14 protein-coding genes and 1 pseudogene are annotated in these 16,616 nt (G+C 62.0%); 8 read left to right on the top strand and 7 right to left on the bottom strand.

Annotated elements, in window-relative coordinates; genetic code table 11:
* Positions 1-34 precede the first annotated feature (34 nt).
* From AB5975_14865 to AB5975_14855, 3 genes are read left to right on the top strand one after another with little or no spacing between them, the layout of a single operon-like run.
* On the top strand, positions 35-1,441 hold the full coding sequence (locus AB5975_14865; protein XDR17985.1) for an NAD(P)/FAD-dependent oxidoreductase: 1,407 nt from the start codon (positions 35-37) through the stop codon (positions 1,439-1,441).
* A 33-nt stretch (positions 1,442-1,474) separates the two neighbouring features.
* The gene (locus tag AB5975_14860) at positions 1,475-1,816 is read left to right on the top strand and encodes a cupin domain-containing protein (protein ID XDR17984.1); all 342 of its coding nucleotides are present in this window, start codon (positions 1,475-1,477) and stop codon (positions 1,814-1,816) included.
* Between the two features lie 52 nt (positions 1,817-1,868).
* On the top strand, positions 1,869-2,948 hold the full coding sequence (locus AB5975_14855) for a polyamine ABC transporter substrate-binding protein (protein ID XDR17983.1): 1,080 nt from the start codon (positions 1,869-1,871) through the stop codon (positions 2,946-2,948).
* Between the two features lie 33 nt (positions 2,949-2,981).
* On the opposite strand, the gene AB5975_14850 is transcribed toward AB5975_14855, so the two are convergent.
* Positions 2,982-4,565, bottom strand: coding sequence for a peptide chain release factor 3 (locus AB5975_14850; GenBank protein ID XDR17982.1), 1,584 nt, complete (start codon positions 4,563-4,565; stop codon positions 2,982-2,984).
* A 618-nt stretch (positions 4,566-5,183) separates the two neighbouring features.
* Here AB5975_14850 and AB5975_14845 point away from each other — a divergent pair.
* The 4 genes and pseudogenes from AB5975_14845 (at position 5,184) to AB5975_14830 (ending at position 8,569) form a co-directional block, all read left to right on the top strand.
* Positions 5,184-5,836 (top strand): annotated as a pseudogene (locus tag AB5975_14845) (ABC transporter permease).
* 14 nt (positions 5,837-5,850) lie between these two features.
* Positions 5,851-6,765: a glycine betaine ABC transporter substrate-binding protein gene (locus AB5975_14840; protein XDR17981.1), complete on the top strand. Its 915-nt coding sequence runs from the start codon at positions 5,851-5,853 to the stop codon at positions 6,763-6,765.
* Positions 6,762-7,415, top strand: a complete 654-nt coding sequence (locus AB5975_14835; protein ID XDR17980.1) for an ABC transporter permease — start codon at positions 6,762-6,764, stop codon at positions 7,413-7,415. Before AB5975_14840 ends, AB5975_14835 begins: the two co-directional genes overlap by 4 nt.
* Complete coding sequence (locus AB5975_14830) at positions 7,412-8,569, top strand: betaine/proline/choline family ABC transporter ATP-binding protein (GenBank protein XDR17979.1); 1,158 nt, start codon at positions 7,412-7,414, stop codon at positions 8,567-8,569. The genes AB5975_14835 and AB5975_14830 overlap by 4 nt, the downstream gene beginning before the upstream one ends.
* A 105-nt stretch (positions 8,570-8,674) precedes the next feature.
* On the opposite strand, the gene AB5975_14825 is transcribed toward AB5975_14830, so the two are convergent.
* The 3 genes from AB5975_14825 to AB5975_14815 form a co-directional block, all read right to left on the bottom strand.
* Positions 8,675-11,104 (bottom strand): TonB-dependent siderophore receptor, encoded by a 2,430-nt coding sequence (locus AB5975_14825; GenBank protein ID XDR17978.1) that lies wholly within the window; start codon positions 11,102-11,104, stop codon positions 8,675-8,677.
* Positions 11,105-11,212: 108 nt separating this feature from the next.
* Positions 11,213-12,175, bottom strand: coding sequence for a FecR domain-containing protein (locus AB5975_14820; GenBank protein ID XDR17977.1), 963 nt, complete (start codon positions 12,173-12,175; stop codon positions 11,213-11,215).
* Between the two features lie 20 nt (positions 12,176-12,195).
* Complete coding sequence (locus AB5975_14815) at positions 12,196-12,693, bottom strand: sigma-70 family RNA polymerase sigma factor (GenBank protein XDR17976.1); 498 nt, start codon at positions 12,691-12,693, stop codon at positions 12,196-12,198.
* Between the two features lie 494 nt (positions 12,694-13,187).
* Here AB5975_14815 and AB5975_14810 point away from each other — a divergent pair, with 494 nt between their 5' ends.
* Complete coding sequence (locus tag AB5975_14810; GenBank protein ID XDR17975.1) at positions 13,188-14,351, top strand: type III PLP-dependent enzyme; 1,164 nt, start codon at positions 13,188-13,190, stop codon at positions 14,349-14,351.
* Between the two features lie 39 nt (positions 14,352-14,390).
* On the opposite strand, the gene AB5975_14805 is transcribed toward AB5975_14810, so the two are convergent.
* From AB5975_14805 to AB5975_14795, 3 genes are all read right to left on the bottom strand, one after another.
* On the bottom strand, positions 14,391-14,924 hold the full coding sequence (locus AB5975_14805) for a hypothetical protein (protein ID XDR17974.1): 534 nt from the start codon (positions 14,922-14,924) through the stop codon (positions 14,391-14,393).
* A gap of 109 nt (positions 14,925-15,033) precedes the next feature.
* Positions 15,034-15,783 (bottom strand): tetratricopeptide repeat protein, encoded by a 750-nt coding sequence (locus tag AB5975_14800; protein ID XDR17973.1) that lies wholly within the window; start codon positions 15,781-15,783, stop codon positions 15,034-15,036.
* A gap of 3 nt (positions 15,784-15,786) precedes the next feature.
* Positions 15,787-16,467, bottom strand: a complete 681-nt coding sequence (locus tag AB5975_14795; protein ID XDR17972.1) for a Fe2+-dependent dioxygenase — start codon at positions 16,465-16,467, stop codon at positions 15,787-15,789.
* Between the last annotated feature and the right edge of the window lie 149 nt (positions 16,468-16,616).

Here is a 16,616-nt window from a genome sequence, read left to right as displayed (position 1 = left end):
CCCACAGACCTCGATGGACGTGGAGCCGAACCCGATGCAACCCCTGCGCACACTAAGCCTGTGGATGGACCAGCTTGACGAGCCATTGTGCGCCCGCCCGGCCCTGCGCGAAGAGCTGACAGCGGATGTGTGCATCATTGGCGCCGGCTATACCGGTTTGTGGACCGCCTACTACCTCAAGCGCCAGGCGCCACAGCTGAACATCGCCGTGATAGACGCCAACATCGCCGGTTTTGGCGCCTCGGGGCGCAACGGTGGTTGGCTGATGGGTAACCTGCTGGGCGAAGACCGCCTGCTCGCCACCCTGTCGCCGCAACAGCGCCGTGCCAGCATCGACCTGCTGCACGGTATTCCCGATGAAGTGCACAGCGTGCTGCTACGCGAAGGCATCGATTGCGACTACCGCAAAGGTGGCGTGCTGTACTGCGCTGCGCGCTACCCGGAACAGGAGCGCAGCCTGCGCGCATACCTCGACGACTTGTATCGCCAGGGCATGACCGAGGACGACTACCGCTGGCTACGCCCCGAGCAACTGGACGCGCAGCTGCGGGTCAGTAATGCGTTTGGCGCCATCTACAGCCCGCACACCGCGACTATCCAGCCGGCCAAACTGGTGCGCGGCCTGGCTCGGGCAGTGGAGGCGCTGGGTGTACCGATCTACGAAAACACCCCGGCCATCGACTGGCAGCCGGGTGAGGTGCGTACGCCACTGGCACGGATTCGCTGCCAGTGGATGGTGCCCGCCGTGGAAGGCTACGCTGCCAGCCTGCCGCCGTTGGGCAAACATCAGCTGCCGGTACAGAGCCTGCTGGTGGCCACCGAGCCGCTGCCGGAGGCCACCTGGGCACAGATCGGCCTGAGCCAGGGGCAAGCGTTCAGCGAAAGCAGCCGCCAGGTCACCTACGGCCAGCGCACCGCCGACAACCGCCTGGTGTTCGGCGCCCGCGGAGGTTACCGCTTCGGTGGACGCCTGCGGGAAAACTTCAACCTCCACGAGCACGAAGTCGAGCTGCGTCGCTACTTGTTCGGCGAGCTGTTCCCACAGCTCAGGCACGTGCGCATCACTCACTCCTGGGGCGGCAATCTGGGCATGGCGCGGCGCTTCCGCCCGCACATGCTTTGCGACCGCCAACGCGGTATCGCCCTGGCTGGCGGTTACGGCGGCGAAGGCGTGGGCGCCACCAACCTGGGCGGGCGCACCCTGGCCGCGCTGATCCTCAACCAGCACAACGAACTGACCGCACAGCCCTGGGTACTCGACAACCGCCCGCTTTCCAGCCTGGCCAGCTGGCCGCCCGAGCCCTGCCGTTGGTTGGGCTACAACGCAATCATCCAAAGTTTCGTCCACGAGGACCGGACCCTCGCCAACCCCGCCAGCGCGCCGTGGAGGCGGCGCCTGGCCAGCTCGCTTGCGGACTTCATGGAAGGCTTCATGCACTGACTTCCCTTATCACCTGCACAGGATCCACCGGTCATGAGCATCACCCAGTTCAAGAACACCGCCAGCGCCGTGCTGGACAGTTCCAACCCCGTCGCGGTACCGCTCGGCGAGCCCATTGCAGTGGCCTCGGTCACCTGCGTGGAGCGCAGCGATGGCGTCGAAACCGGCATCTGGGAATGCACCCCCGGGCGCTGGCGGCGGCAGATCGTGCAGCAGGAGTTCTGCCATTTCATCAAGGGCCGCTGCACCTTCACCCCCGACGGTGGCGAGACCCTCTACATAGAAGCCGGAGACGCACTGATGCTACCGGCCAACAGCACCGGCATCTGGGACATCCAGGAGACCGTGCGCAAGACCTACGTACTAATTTTCTGATCCGCTGATCGCCTGCCTTCGATAACAACAGACAAAGCAAGGTAAACCCGACATGCGCACGCTCCTTCTCGCACCCCTGATGCTGGCCGCCAGCGTGGCCAGCGCCGCTGAAACGGTGAAGATCTACAACTGGTCCAGCTACGTCGCTCCCGATACGCTGAAAAACTTCCAGCTCGCCAGCGGCATCGTGCCGACGTACGACGTGTACGACAGCAACGAAACCCTCGACGGCAAGCTGATGACCGGCAACTCCGGCTACGACGTGGTGTTCCCTTCCAACCACTTCATGGCCCGGCAAATCCAGGGCAAGGCGCTGAAGCGCCTGGACAAGTCGCAGTTGCCCAACTGGAAAAACCTCAACCCGGTACTGCTCAAGGCGCTGGAAGTGAACGACCCGGGCAACCAATACGGCTTCCCGTACCTGTGGGGCAGCACCGGCATCGGCTACAACATCGACAAGGTCAAGGCTGTGCTCGGCGACAACGCGCCACTGGACTCGTGGGACCTGATCTTCAAGCCCGAATACATGAGCAAGCTGAAAAGCTGCGGCGTCGCCGTGTTGGACAACGGCCCCGAACTGCTGCCCATCGCCCTGCACTACCTGGGCCTGCCGCACCACAGCCAGAACCCGGCCGACTACGACAAGGCCAAGGCACTGTTGATGCAGGTGCGGCCATACATCAGCTACTTCCACTCATCGAAGTACACCGGCGACCTGGCCAACGGCGATATCTGCGTGGTGGTGGGTTTCTCAGGGGATGTGCTGCAGGCGAAAAACCGGGCTGAAGAGGCGAAGAACGGGGTGAAGGTGGGTTACTCGATACCCAAGGAAGGCGCGCCGATGTGGTTCGACATGGTGGCCATGCCGGCCGATGCACCGGATGAGAAGGCCGGGTATGCCTACATGAACTACCTGCTGCAGCCGGAAGTGATGGCCAACATCAGCAACCATGTGCAATACGCCAACGGCAACCTCAAGGCGGACGGGCTGGTGGACCCGGCGATGAAGGGTAATACGATGATTTACCCGAGCGACGAGGTGATGGGCAAGCTGTATGCGCTGGAGGCGATGCCGGCGAAGATCGACCGCATCAGGACGCGGATCTGGACCAGCATCAAAGCCGGAAATTGAAATGGGGCCGCTTCGCGGCCCCAACTCCAATACTCAATGATGCTCGCGGGTAGCGCGGAACTTGATGTCCGGCCAGCGCTCTTCCATCAGCGCCAGGTTGACCCGGGTCGGCGCCAGGTAGGTCAGGTGCCCGCCACCGTCGATGGCCAGGTTTTCCATGGCCTTGGTCTGGAATTCCTCGAGCTTCTTCTTGTCATCGCAGCTGATCCAGCGCGCCGACCATACGGTGATCGGCTCGTAGGCGCACTCGACCTTGTATTCTTCCTTCAGGCGGCTGGCGACCACGTCGAACTGCAGCACACCCACCGCACCGAGGATGATGTCGTTGCTGCGCTCCGGGAAGAACACCTGGGTCGCACCCTCTTCGGCCAACTGCTGCAGGCCCTGACGCAGTTGCTTGGATTTCAGCGGGTCCTTCAGGCGAACGCGGCGGAACAGCTCCGGAGCGAAGTGCGGGATACCGGTGAAGCCCAGCGCCTCGCCTTCGGTGAAGGTGTCGCCGATCTGGATGGTGCCGTGGTTGTGCAGGCCGATGATGTCACCGGCAAAGGCCTCTTCCAACTGCTCGCGCTCGGAGGAGAAGAAGGTCAGCGCATCGCCGATACGCAGGTCCTTGTTCAGGCGAACGTGGCGCATTTTCATGCCCTTCTCGTACTTGCCCGAGCAGATACGCATGAAGGCGATACGGTCGCGGTGTTTCGGGTCCATGTTTGCCTGGATCTTGAACACGAAACCGGTGAACTTCTCTTCCACAGGCTCCACGGTACGCTCGTGGGCAACACGGCCCAGCGGGCGCGGCGCCCAGTCGACTACCGCGTCGAGCACGTGGTCGACACCGAAGTTGCCCAATGCGGTACCGAAGAACACCGGGGTGAGCTGGCCGTTGATGAACTCGTCCTGGTTGAACTCGTGGCAGGCGCCCTGCACCAGCTCCAGTTGCTCGACGAACGAGTCGTACTGGTCGCCCAGGTGGGCGCGGGCTTCGTCCGAGTCCAGGTTCTGGATGATCTTGGCTTCGGTGCGCTCGTGGCCGTGGCCTGGGGTGTACACCACGATGTAGTCACCGGTCAGGTGATACACGCCCTTGAAATCGCGGTAGCAACCGATCGGCCAGGTAATTGGCGCGGCCTTGATCTTCAGAACGGCTTCGATCTCGTCGAGCAGCTCGATCGGGTCGCGAATGTCTCGGTCGAGTTTGTTGATGAAGCTGACGATTGGTGTGTCGCGCAGGCGGCACACGTCCATCAGGGCGATGGTACGCGGCTCTACACCTTTACCGCCGTCGAGCACCATCAGCGCCGAGTCCACCGCGGTCAGGGTGCGGTAGGTGTCTTCCGAGAAGTCTTCGTGGCCGGGGGTGTCGAGCAGGTTGATCATGTGCTCGCGGTACGGGAACTGCATCACCGAGGTGGTGATGGAGATGCCGCGCTGCTTCTCCATTTCCATCCAGTCGGAGGTGGCGTGGCGGTCGGACTTGCGCGACTTCACGGTACCGGCGACGGCAATGGCCTTGCCCATCAGCAACAGCTTCTCGGTGATGGTGGTCTTACCAGCGTCGGGGTGGGAAATAATTGCGAAAGTGCGGCGCTTCGCGACTTCGGCGGCCTGGTTGGTCATGGGAAATCGCCTGACTGGGGGATTCAAAAAGGGGCGATATCATACCTGAAGTTGGGCCCAGACCAAAACTTGCTGAACCAGTGACACCTGTCCCGGCCCTTTCGCGGGCACGCCCGCTCCCACAGGTTCTGCAAAAGGCTTGAGGACAATAGAGAGCCCTGTGGGAGCGGGCGTGCCCGCGAAGGGGCCGGGACAGGCACAACAAATTCAACAGGCAATCGCTTTATCACGACAGATGGCCGCAGCGCAGTTATTTCAACGCCTACAGTGCATTAAGCCGCTGTTTTTCTCGCCAAAAAACCCACCACCCAGTGATTAACGCTGGCCAAATGCCGCCTCAGATGGGAACCTTTACGCCCACGGAGACGTCCACTCCCCTGCAACCCGCTTCGGTTGGGGACTGGTTTCATCAGCATTTTCGGGCCCGACGGGGTTCGGCTCATGGCCTGATCGCAGCCTTCGGCGTGCGTCACGCTGCTACTCGCGAACACACCAATCGCCGCCAGGACTGGCCGGCAAAAAAGAAGTGTGCTCGCCGACAACACAAGGAGTCCGCCTGTGGCTAAACGCTACGGTAAAGGGCTGTTGGGATGCGCCACCGTGCTCGTCATCCTGGCCCTGCTGATCCACTGGATCGGCATCGACACGATCGCGCGTTATCGCGACGATCTTGGGTTCTACCTGCAAGCGCACCTGATACTGGTGCTGGCTTCGATGGCGGCGGCGTTGGCCGTGGGCATCCCCGCCGGCATTGCGTTGAGTCGACCGCACCGGGTCGACAAAGCCGAGCGCTTCATGCAGTTTTTCAACGTTGGCAACACCATCCCCCCTTGGCCGTTCTGGCCATCGCCCTGAGTATTCTGGGCATCGGCGCCGGGCCTGCGATCTTCGCACTGTTCCTCGCCTCCCTCCTGCCTATCGTGCGCAACACCTACGAGGGCCTGAAAAACGTCCCCGCCTCGCTCAAGGAAGCCGCCACCGGCATCGGCATGACCCCGCGCCAGCAACTGTGGCAGGTGGAACTGCCCAACGCGGTGCCGATCATCGTCGGTGGTGTACGCGTGGCCCTGGCGCTGAACGTGGGTACCGCACCGCTGGCGTTCCTGATTGGCGCCAACAGCCTGGGCAGCCTGATCTTCCCCGGCATCGCCCTGAACAACCAGCCGCAGCTGCTGCTGGGTGCCGCGTGCACCGCACTGCTGGCGTTGGTGCTGGATGCCGCGGTGAGTTTCTCCAGCAAGCGCTGGCTGGAACGTGGCCTGGCCCAATAAGGATAGGGAACGTTATGAAGAAGAGAATCGCCTTGCTGCTGGGCGCGGCCCTGCTGTTCGCAGGATTTGCCCAGGCGGCGGAAAAACCGCTGATCCGCATCGGCGCGCGGGTGTTCACCGAACAGACCGTGCTTGCCGAAATCACCGCGCAATACCTGCGCGCCAACGGCTTCGACGTACGCGTCACCACCGGCCTTGGCAGCAACATCGCGCGCCAGGCCCAGGAAACCGGCCAGCTCGACCTGATGTGGGAATACACCGGCGTGTCGCTGGTGTCGTACAACCACATCGATGAGCGCATGCCCAGTGCCGAAGCCACCTTCGCCAGGGTGAAGGCGCTGGATGCGAAAAAGGACCTGATCTGGCTGACCCCGTCGAAGTTCAGCAACACCTACGCGCTGGGCCTGCCCAAGCAAGTGGCTGACGCCTACCCGCAGGTCAACACCATCAGCGACCTCAACCAGGTGCTGCGCGACGAAAGCCAGCGTACCCACCTGGTGGCGCTGGACACCGAGTTCGCCAACCGCCCCGACGGCCTGGTCGGCCTGCGCGAGATGTACGGCCTGCCGCTGGACCGGCGCAATATCCGCCAGATGGACGGGGGCCTGGTGTACACCGCCATGCGCAACAACCAGGTGTTCGCCGGCCTGGTGTACACCACCGACGGCCGCCTTAACGCCTTCGACCTCAAGCTGCTGGAAGACGACAAGCACTACTTCCCTGACTACACCGCAGCACCCGTTGTGCGCAAAGCCGTGCTCGACGCCAACCCGCAGCTGGTCGCCCTGCTCAAGCCGCTGGCCGAGCAGTTGGACGACGAAACCATGCGCCAGCTCAACGCCAAGGTCGATGTCGAGCACCAGAACCCCACCGCCGTGGCCACCACTTTCCTGCGTGAGCACCCACTGAACAGCGAGGGCCAGCCATGAACCTGATCGATACCTTCAGCCACCTGGACTGGGCACAGGTGCTGCAACTGACCTGGCAGCACATCACCCTGGTGGGCATTGCCGTAAGCCTGGCAATCCTCGTGGGGGTTCCGCTGGGCATCCTGATGACCCGCTTCCCAACCCTCGCAGGCCCGCTGCAAGCCAGCGCCACGGTGCTGTTGACCATCCCTTCTATCGCCCTGTTCGGCTTGCTGTTGCCGTTCTACTCCAAGTTCGGCCAGGGCCTGGGGCCGTTGCCGGCGATTACTGCGGTGTTCCTGTATTCGCTGCTGCCAATCCTGCGCAACACCTACCTGGCCCTGACCAATGTCGAGCCCGGAATCCGTGAAGCCGCACGCGGCATCGGCATGACTTTCGGCCAGCGCCTGCGCATGGTCGAGCTGCCCATCGCCGTACCAGTGATTCTCGCCGGTGTGCGCACCGCCGTGGTGATGAACATTGGCGTCATGACCATTGCCGCCACCATCGGCGCCGGTGGCCTGGGCGTGCTCATCCTCACCTCCATCAGCCGCAGCGACATGTCGATGCTGCTGGTCGGCGCCGTGCTGGTCAGCCTGCTGGCCATCATCGCCGACCTGCTGCTGCAAACCCTGCAACGTGCCCTGACTCCAGAAGGACTGCGCTCATGATCGAACTGAAGAACCTCAGCAAAACCTTCAACGTCAACGGCAAGGACGTCAAAGCCGTCGACTCGGTAAGCCTTACGGTCAACGAAGGGGAAATCTGCGTGTTCCTCGGCCCTTCGGGCTGCGGCAAGAGCACCACGCTGAAAATGATCAACCGCCTGATCACACCGACCTCCGGCCAAGTGTTCATCAATGGCGAAGACACCACCGGGCTGGACGAAGTGACCTTGCGCCGGCACATCGGTTACGTGATCCAGCAGATCGGTTTGTTCCCCAACATGACCATCGAAGAGAACATCACCGTAGTGCCGCGCCTGCTTGGCTGGGACAAGCAAAAGTGCCATGAACGCGCCCGCGAGCTGATGCACATGATCAAGCTCGAACCTAAACAGTACCTGCAGCGCTACCCACGCGAACTTTCCGGTGGCCAGCAGCAGCGCATTGGCGTGATCCGCGCGCTGGCTGCCGAAGCACCGGTACTGTTGATGGACGAGCCGTTCGGCGCGGTCGACCCGATCAACCGCGAAATGATCCAGAACGAGTTCTTCGAAATGCAGCGGGCGCTGAACAAGACGGTGATCATGGTCAGCCACGACATCGACGAAGCGATCAAGCTGAGCGACAAGATTGCCATCTTCCGTGCCGGCAAGCTGTTGCAGCTGGACCACCCGGACACCCTGCTGGCCCACCCGGCCGATGAGTTCGTCAGCAACTTCGTTGGCCAGGACAGCACCCTCAAGCGCCTGCTGCTGGTGCGTGCCGAGGATGCCGCAGACAACGCGCCGTCGGTAAGCCCGGAAACGCCTGTAAACGATGCACTGGAACTGCTTGATGAACACGACCGCCGCTATGTGGTGGTGACCGATGCGCAGAACAAGGCGCTGGGCTATGTGCGCCGGCGCGACATGCACCGCCAGCAAGGCACCTGTGGCGACTTCCTACGGCCGTTCAATGCCACGGCATCGCACGATGAACATTTGCGCATCCTGCTGTCGCGCATGTACGAGTTCAACCGGGCGTGGTTGCCAGTGCTGGATGCCGAACAGGTGTTTTTGGGCGAGGTGACGCAGGAGTCGATTGCGGCCTACCTGAGTTCAGGAAGGTCGCGCGGGGCGAAGACTTCGATCGTGTCGCCGGCTGAAGCAGTGATTTCCTGAACCGGCCTCTTCGCGGGCAAGCCCGCTCCCACAGGGCTCGCGCTTACCCTAGGCTTTGCGCAATCCTGTGGGAGCGGGCTTGCCCGCGAATCAGGCGACGCGGTGTCAGAACCCTACACTGGCCTGCACATAGAAGGTCCGCGGCTCACCCACATAGATGCCGGCATTGTTGTCGCTGGAGCGGGTGAAGTACTGTTTGTCGAACAGGTTCTTCACCCCCGCCGCCAGCTTCAGGTTGGACATTTCTGGCCCGAACTCATACCCGCCACGGGCATGCCAGGTCACATAGCCCGGAATATCGCCATACTGCCCATCGGCACTCGGCTCGGTAATGTAGTCGCCATTGAAGCTGCCATCGGCATTGATCCCGGTGCCCGGCGCACGCTGCTTGGATTGGGCGTAGGCGTCCAGGTTCCAGGTCCAGCGGTTGACCGCGTAACGCACCCCGGCAGTAGCCACCTGGCGTGAATAGAACGGCAGGTCACGCCCCTTGAAGCCCGGAATATCCCCTTCATAGGTTGCACGGGTGTAGGTGTAGCCACCACTCACCGACAGCCCGTCCAGGCGCGGGTCCAGCCCGGCCAGGTCATAACGTACCGAGGCCTCGATACCCTGGTGCTTGGTGGCGCCGAGGTTGGTCCAACCCACATCGTTGCTGATGTACTGCAGCTCGTCATCGAAGTCGATGTAGAACGCGGTCAGCTCACCGGCAAAGCCGCCATCGTCATAGCGCGTGCCGATTTCGTAGGTCTTGGCCTTCTCCGGCTCCAGGCCATTGGCCGTGTTGTTGCCGCTACCGCCCTGGCCCAACTGGAAGTACTGCAGGCTGCCGAACGAAGTCTCGTAGTTGGCGAACACGTTCCACGCATCGGAGATGTGGTACATCACGCTCAGCGCCGGCAGCGGCTCGTTGCTGGTGATGCTGCGCTTCTTCTCCGGCACCGGGCGGTTGTTGGCATCCAGCACCGGGCGGTCGCGCCAATCGGTGTTGATGTGCTCGAACCGGACGCCAGGGGTGATGGTCCAGTTACCCACGTCGATCTTGTCGTCGATGTAGTAGGCACTGGCCTCGGTGCCGCCGCTGCGGTCCTGGAACACGTGGCCATCGGAAGTCGGGGTATACGTGGGCACGTTGTCGATCAGCGCCAGGCGCGTCGATTGCTCGCGCATCGCTTCCTTCAGGTAGCGATAGCCCACGCTGACTTCCTGAGTAGTCGGGCCAGCGAAGAAGATTCGCGAGACGCGGGGTTCGATGGCGAAGGTGTGGTAGTTGCGCGGGTACGACGACAGGGTCTTCATGTCCCGCGAGGCGATGGCGCTGCCGCGGAAGCTGTCGGTGTAGTAGGTCAGCACTTCGAACTGGGTGGCATCGTCGAGCTGGCGCTGCCACTTGAACGATACATCCTTGCGCCGGCCGGCAAAGTAGTCGTAGTCGCGCAGGGACTGGTACGGGTTGCTGTCGTACTGGGCCTGGGTCAAACCGCCGGGCATGTCGGCACGGCCATCGTAATAATGGAAGTTGAGCCAGAACTCGTCGACGTCGGTGGGCGCCCAGTGAGTCTTGAGGATGACGTCGTCGATGTCGTTGCCGTTGTTGCTTTCACGGTAACCGTTGCCGTTAACCCCGGTGTACAGCAGCGCCACGCCCATGCCGTTGTCCGCCGTGCCGCCGACGAAGGCCGACTCGGTGTGTTTCCAGCCGCCATGCTGGGAGGTTTCCAGGGTGGTAGACAACTCCGCCGAGGCTTTCTCGGGGATTGCCCGGGTCACGAAGTTGATCACCCCACCGACGTTTTGCGGGCCATAGCGCACCGAGCCGGCCCCCCGCACCACGTCGATGCTGTCGAGGTTGCCCGAGGAAATCGGCGCCATCGACAGCTGTGGCTGACCATACGGTGCGAAAGCAGCCGGGATGCCATCGATCAGTACCGTGGAGCGCGGCGACAGGCGCGAAGTAAGGCCACGCACACCCACGTTCAGCGACAGGTCGCTGCCGCCGGTGCCGTTGGAGTCCTGCACTTGCACGCCGGGGATACCGCGCAGCACGTCGCGCACGTTCATTGCGCCCTTCTCCACCATCGCCTCGCGGCGCACCACGGTGCGTGCGCCAGGGTGGTTCTGCACCACGCTTTGCTGGGCATCACCCAGCCAGTCACCGACCACTTTAATGTCGGTGGGTGCCAGCTCCAGGCTGCCGCTGCCCAGCTCAAGGGTGGTCGGCAGAGGCTTTATTACAACGGTGTCCTGGGACATCTCGAAGGTCAGCCCGCTGCCTTGCAGCAACTGTTGCAGCGCCTGCACCGGCGCCAGGTTGCCGGACACCGCAGGGGCCTGCTTGCCGGCGACCAGCTCGGGGCTGAAGAACAGCTGCAGGCTGGTCTGCTGACCGAGCTGGGTCAGCGCCGAGCCCAACGGCTGGGCCTGGATCTGGATGGTGTTGCCGGCCTCTGCGGCCTGGCTGTTGACGGCCACGGCACTGACCGCCAGGGCCAGCGCCAAGGCGCGCAAGCGTGGGAAGGGTTTGTTGTTGTTCACGTCGTCGAAACATCCTGGAGAGCGGAATAAACGCCAACCGCATGCAAATGGAAATGCTTGGCAGTTGCAGCTGGCGAGGAAGACGAACGAGCGAAAAAAAACCTGAATCTATTTCGCGATTATTTCGCTGGAGCCGTCTTCATGGGCCTTGATGGCCACGGGGAGGATGCTCGGCAAGGCCCGCAACAGGGCGTCGGTGTCATCGACATTGAAGGTGCTGGACAGGCGCAGTTGGGCGACTTTACCAGGGGCGACCCGTAATGGCTGGCTACGGTAGCGCGAGGCTTCGGCCACGACTTCGGCGAGGGTGGCGTTGTCGAACACCAGCTTGCCCTGGCGCCAGGCCGTCACAGTGGCGGCATTGACTGCGTAGGGTGCGGTGACCAGGCCTTGTGCATCGATATGCGAGCCCTGCCCTGCCGTGAGCTGCGCCAACGAGGCACCCTTGCCCTGCACACGCACTGAACCCTGCTCCACCGCCACACGGGTGCTGGCCGGGTCCAGGCGCACGTCAAAGCGGGTACCGGTTACCGTCACGCGGCCTTGAGCGGTGTCGATGACGAACGGCCTGTCACTGTCGTGGGCGACGCTGAACATGACCTCACCGGCATTCAGGCGAATATGCCGCTGGCCGGCACTGAAGTCGACCTGCACCTGTGTACTGCCATTGAGCTCCAGCTGCGAGCCATCCGGCAGTTCGACCTGACGACGCTCATTGAAAGCCGTCTGCAAGCTGCCCTGATGGTTCAGATGCTGATAGTGCCAACCGCCCCAACCCAGGCCCAGTGCCAATACCGCGACACTGGCGGCCAACGCCTGGCGCACGAACCGCCGACGTGGCAACTGCTGCACCGGGTCTGGTTGGCACAGCGCCTCCAGGCGCTGGCGTGGAATGAAAGCGGCGGCCTGCCACACGCGGTCGAGGTGTTCGTATTCTTCCCGGTGGCGCTCGTCGCTCGCCAGCCAGGCACGCAACTGTTTCTGCAGCCCGGCATCCCGAGGCGCATCCTGCACGCGGGCAAACCATGCGGCCGCCTGCTCGCGGACGGTATCGGTACCGTGCTGTTTCATCGAAAAGGTCTCCTGACTCATCATGCCGACACATCCAAGTGCTCACGCAAATGCCGGAGCGTGCGGATCATATACTTTTCGACCATGTTCTTGCTCAACCCCATGCGCTCGGCGATCTCGGCCTGGGTCAGGCCTTCGAGCTTCTGCCAGATGAACACCTGCCGGCAGTTGAGCGGCAACTCGGCCAATGCCCGCTCGACGCTGTCGGCCAGCTCCAGCGCATGCACGTAGGCCTCTGGGTCACCACTGCCGGTGCTGCCCTCGTCAAAGGCTTCCAGCGCCAGGGCCTGGCGGCGGTCTTCGCGGCGAAAACCATCCACGGCAATGTTGCGTGCGGTCTGGTGCAGGTAGGCGCGTGGCTGCTCGACCTGCTCGCGCGGGTTTTCCAGTACCCGGACAAAGGCATCATGGGTGAGGTCTTCGGCCTGCTGACGACAGCGCAGCTTGCGCGTCCAGGTGCCTATAAGCTCATGGTAATGGTCGAAGAAGCCTTTGTGTCCGGACACGGTCTGGGTCATCAGGGAGGCGGATAAGGGTGCGAATAGTAATGTTTCTCATCAAAACCAGCAAATCCGCCAGTCGGTAACAAAAAATTTATGGGCCATTTCCTGTACGTGGGTACCAGGAAAATGTGGCCATAAATATGAACACCTACGCCCCCTTCACGGGTAGACATGCAGGCACAGGAACAGCAAAAACCCTGTGGGAGCGGGTTTACCCGCGCGGGGGCCGACAGGGTCCATTCCACAATTTTTTACGCTTGAAACATCGTGGGGAACATCAGCCGGTCACACGAGTCGGTTATTCAAATGGCTGGTCGTCGATCCACGCCGATCACGCCCGGATTGCCTGTTGATTCTGCATTCTTCACGCCCTAAAGTGCGCGCCGAACGTCCATGCTGGAAACGATCCATCCGGCTCAAGTACTGAGTAGGCGAACCAAAGTGGGGATACGGAGGACGTTCAGTTTGCAGCCACTTAATCTTTCAGTTTGCCCATGGAGTCCCTGAGCATGTCGATCCAGGTCGAAGACTATTTCGCGCGTGACACCTTCCAGAAAATGAAGGCGTTCGCCGACAAGCAGGAAACCCCGTTCGTACTCATCGATACCCAGATGATCAGCCAGGCCTATGACGACCTGCGCGCCGGTTTCGAATTCGCCAAGGTCTACTACGCGGTCAAGGCCAACCCGGCCGTCGAGATCATCGACCTGCTCAAAGAGAAAGGTTCGAGCTTCGACATCGCCTCGATCTACGAACTGGACAAGGTGATGGACCGTGGCGTCAGCGCCGACCGCATCAGCTACGGCAACACCATCAAGAAGTCCAAGGACATCCGCTACTTCTACGAGAAGGGCGTGCGTCTGTACGCCACCGACTCCGAAGCCGACCTGCGCAACATTGCCAAGGCCGCACCGGGCTCGAAAGTGTACGTGCGTATCCTGACCGAAGGCTCCACCACTGCCGACTGGCCGCTGTCCCGCAAGTTCGGCTGCCAGACCGACATGGCAATGGACCTGCTGATCCTCGCCCGCGACCTGGGCCTGGTACCTTACGGCATTTCCTTCCACGTGGGCTCGCAGCAGCGTGACATCAGCGTGTGGGACGCCGCCATCGCCAAGGTCAAGGTGATCTTCGAGCGCCTGAAAGAAGAAGACGGCATCGAGCTGAAGCTGATCAACATGGGTGGCGGCTTCCCGGCCAACTACATCACCCGCACCAACAGCCTGGAAACCTACGCTGAAGAAATCATTCGCTTCCTCAAGGAAGACTTCGGTGACGAGCTGCCGGAAATCATCCTGGAGCCAGGCCGTTCGCTGATCGCCAACGCCGGCATCCTGGTCAGCGAAGTGGTGCTGGTGGCGCGCAAGTCGCGTACCGCCGTCGAGCGCTGGATCTACACCGACGTGGGCAAGTTCTCCGGCCTGATCGAAACCATGGACGAAGCCATCAAGTTCCCGATCTGGACCGAGAAAAAAGGCGAAGCTGAAGAAGTGGTCATCGCCGGCCCGACCTGCGACAGCGCCGACATCATGTACGAGAACTACAAGTACGGCCTGCCGTTGAACCTGGCCATCGGTGACCGCCTGTACTGGCTGTCGACCGGCGCCTACACCACCAGCTACAGCGCAGTGGAATTCAACGGTTTCCCGCCGCTGAAGGCTTACTACCTGTAATGCAAGACGGGGCCGCAAGGCCCCGTTTTCAATGCTCGCTCAGCGCCGAAACATTGAATAGCTGTCGAAGTACGGCACGTTCACCTCGCTGATACACATCTGCATGATCAGTTTGTTCGGCGCACCTGCGCTGACATAGTGATCCTCCCACGATTTACGATCACGAACCCCCAGCGGTACGCTACCAACTGCGGCAATCGTCACCCCTGAATACTCGGAAACCTCTGGGATCGCCAGCGCTTGGCCACTGACCCAAATGCGCCATAACAATGGCTTGGCGACTTTCGGGTAGTAACCCACGCAATTTCCGCTGCCCAGGTCCCAGGTATCACGATGGGACGCCCCCGCCTCCGACTCCACGGTGACAATCCTGTAGCCAGGCCTGTCGCCCTCGAAGTAACCAAACCAAAAGCGTTGCTGTGCCCGGACTGAATACGGTGATGCAACGGTGAGCCAGTTGTTACAACGCGAGGCAGGCATAGTTTTGAACTCGACAGAATCGAGAATGCCCTGGTAGCCAGGCGTAGTGGAAGTCAGCGTGGCAATGAAAGAACGTTCTTGAATGAATGACATGTCAGCCCCTCGGGAAATGGGCTTTCAGCATGATCATCACGCGCACCGAAGGTAATGTGGAACGGCTACCGGCGCCCACAGGTACCGGGCAGCCCTTCGGGCCGCGCCATCACGCCCCGCGCCGCTCGATCTCCTCGGCATACCGCGCCGCAAAAGCCATCAACACCGGCCCGGCGGCCTGCAAGGTTACCAACGCAGCGCGCAGGAAGTTCATGTTCCCTTCAACCCGCGCGTGTTCCAGCCACTGCCCAGCCTCGGCCAGTTGCCCACGCTCGACCAGCACCAGCGCCAGGCTGAACATCCCACGGAAATCCCCCGCCTCGGCCGAACGCCGATACCAGCGTACCGCCCGCGCCGGGCTGGGCGCCGTGGCAATGCCCTGCTCCAGGTAACGCCCATACAGGTTCATCGACTTGGCATGCCCCATTTGCGCAGCCTTCTCGTAGCACATCAGTGCCTGCCCCTGATTGGCCGGCACACCGCGCCCGGTCGCCAGTAGGTTGCCCAGGTTGTACAGGCCCCAGTCCAGCCCCGCGTCGGCGGCACGCGCATAGTGAACGGCCGCTTGCGACAAACTCACCTCGCCACCCCAGCCATGTTCCAGGCAACGCCCGAGCATGTTGTGCGCCATGGCACTGCCGCCCTGTGCGGCAATGCCAAACCAACGCCGGGCCACGGTTGCATCTTCTTCAATACCGCGGCCATCCAGCAGGATCTGCCCCAACAGCAACTGCGCCTCGACCGCGCCCTGCCCCGCCGCCGCCAAGATCGCCTGGGCGGCCTTGCCGGGGCTTTCTTCGAGCATGGCCTGCAAGCCGGCCACATCCACCACTTCTTCACGTCGCAACAGATAGGACACGGCTCAGACCTCAGCCCAGCGGCGCAGCAGGTTGTGGTAGGTGCCCGTCAGTTGCAGCAGCGAAGGATGGTCTGGCACATCGGCAGTCAGTTGCTGGATGGCGTTGTCCATCTCGAACAGCAGTGCCCGCTGGCTGTCCTCGCGCACCAGGCTCTGGGTCCAGAAGAATGCGGCATAGCGCTGCCCACGGGTCACCGGGTTGACCTTGTGCAGGCTGGTGCCGGGGTACAGCACCAGGTCACCGGCGGCCAGCTTGACCTGCTGCACGCCATAGGTGTCCTGAATCACCAGCTCACCGCCGTCGTAGCTGTCTGGGTCGCTGAGGAACAGCGTGGAAGACAGGTCGGTACGCACCCGCTCCGGGCTGCCCTTGGGCTGGCGCAGGGCGTTGTCGATGTGGAAACCGAAGTTGCCACCTTCGCGGTAGCAATTGATCAGCGGCGGGAACACCTTGTGCGGCAACGCTGCAGACATGAAGCGCGGGGTTTTCCACAAGCGGTCGATCAGCGCAGAGCCGATCTCCTTGGCCAGCGCGTGCCCTTCCGGCAACTGCAGGTTGTGTTTGGCCTTGGCCGACTGATAACCAGCCGTGACCTTGCCATCGGCCCAGTCGGCCTGCTCCAGCGCCTCGCGGATACGGGCCAGTTCATCAGCGTCGAACAGGCCTGGGATGTGAAGCAGCATGGCGGCAGCACCGTTAGGAAATGTAAAGGCGCCAATGATATTGATTCCCTTTTGCGCTGCACAAGCCCCGTTCGCCGCTTAAGACGTTTCAGCTGTATGAAACCGTAAGGGCAAATTGTAAAGATTGTAAATTCTTCACGAATGGTAAC

It is taken from the genome of Pseudomonas putida (genome assembly GCA_041071465.1).
Lineage (GTDB): Bacteria > Pseudomonadota > Gammaproteobacteria > Pseudomonadales > Pseudomonadaceae > Aquipseudomonas > Aquipseudomonas putida_P.
Note: the sequence above shows the minus strand (reverse complement) of the source record. Positions and strands in the feature narration are given on the sequence as shown.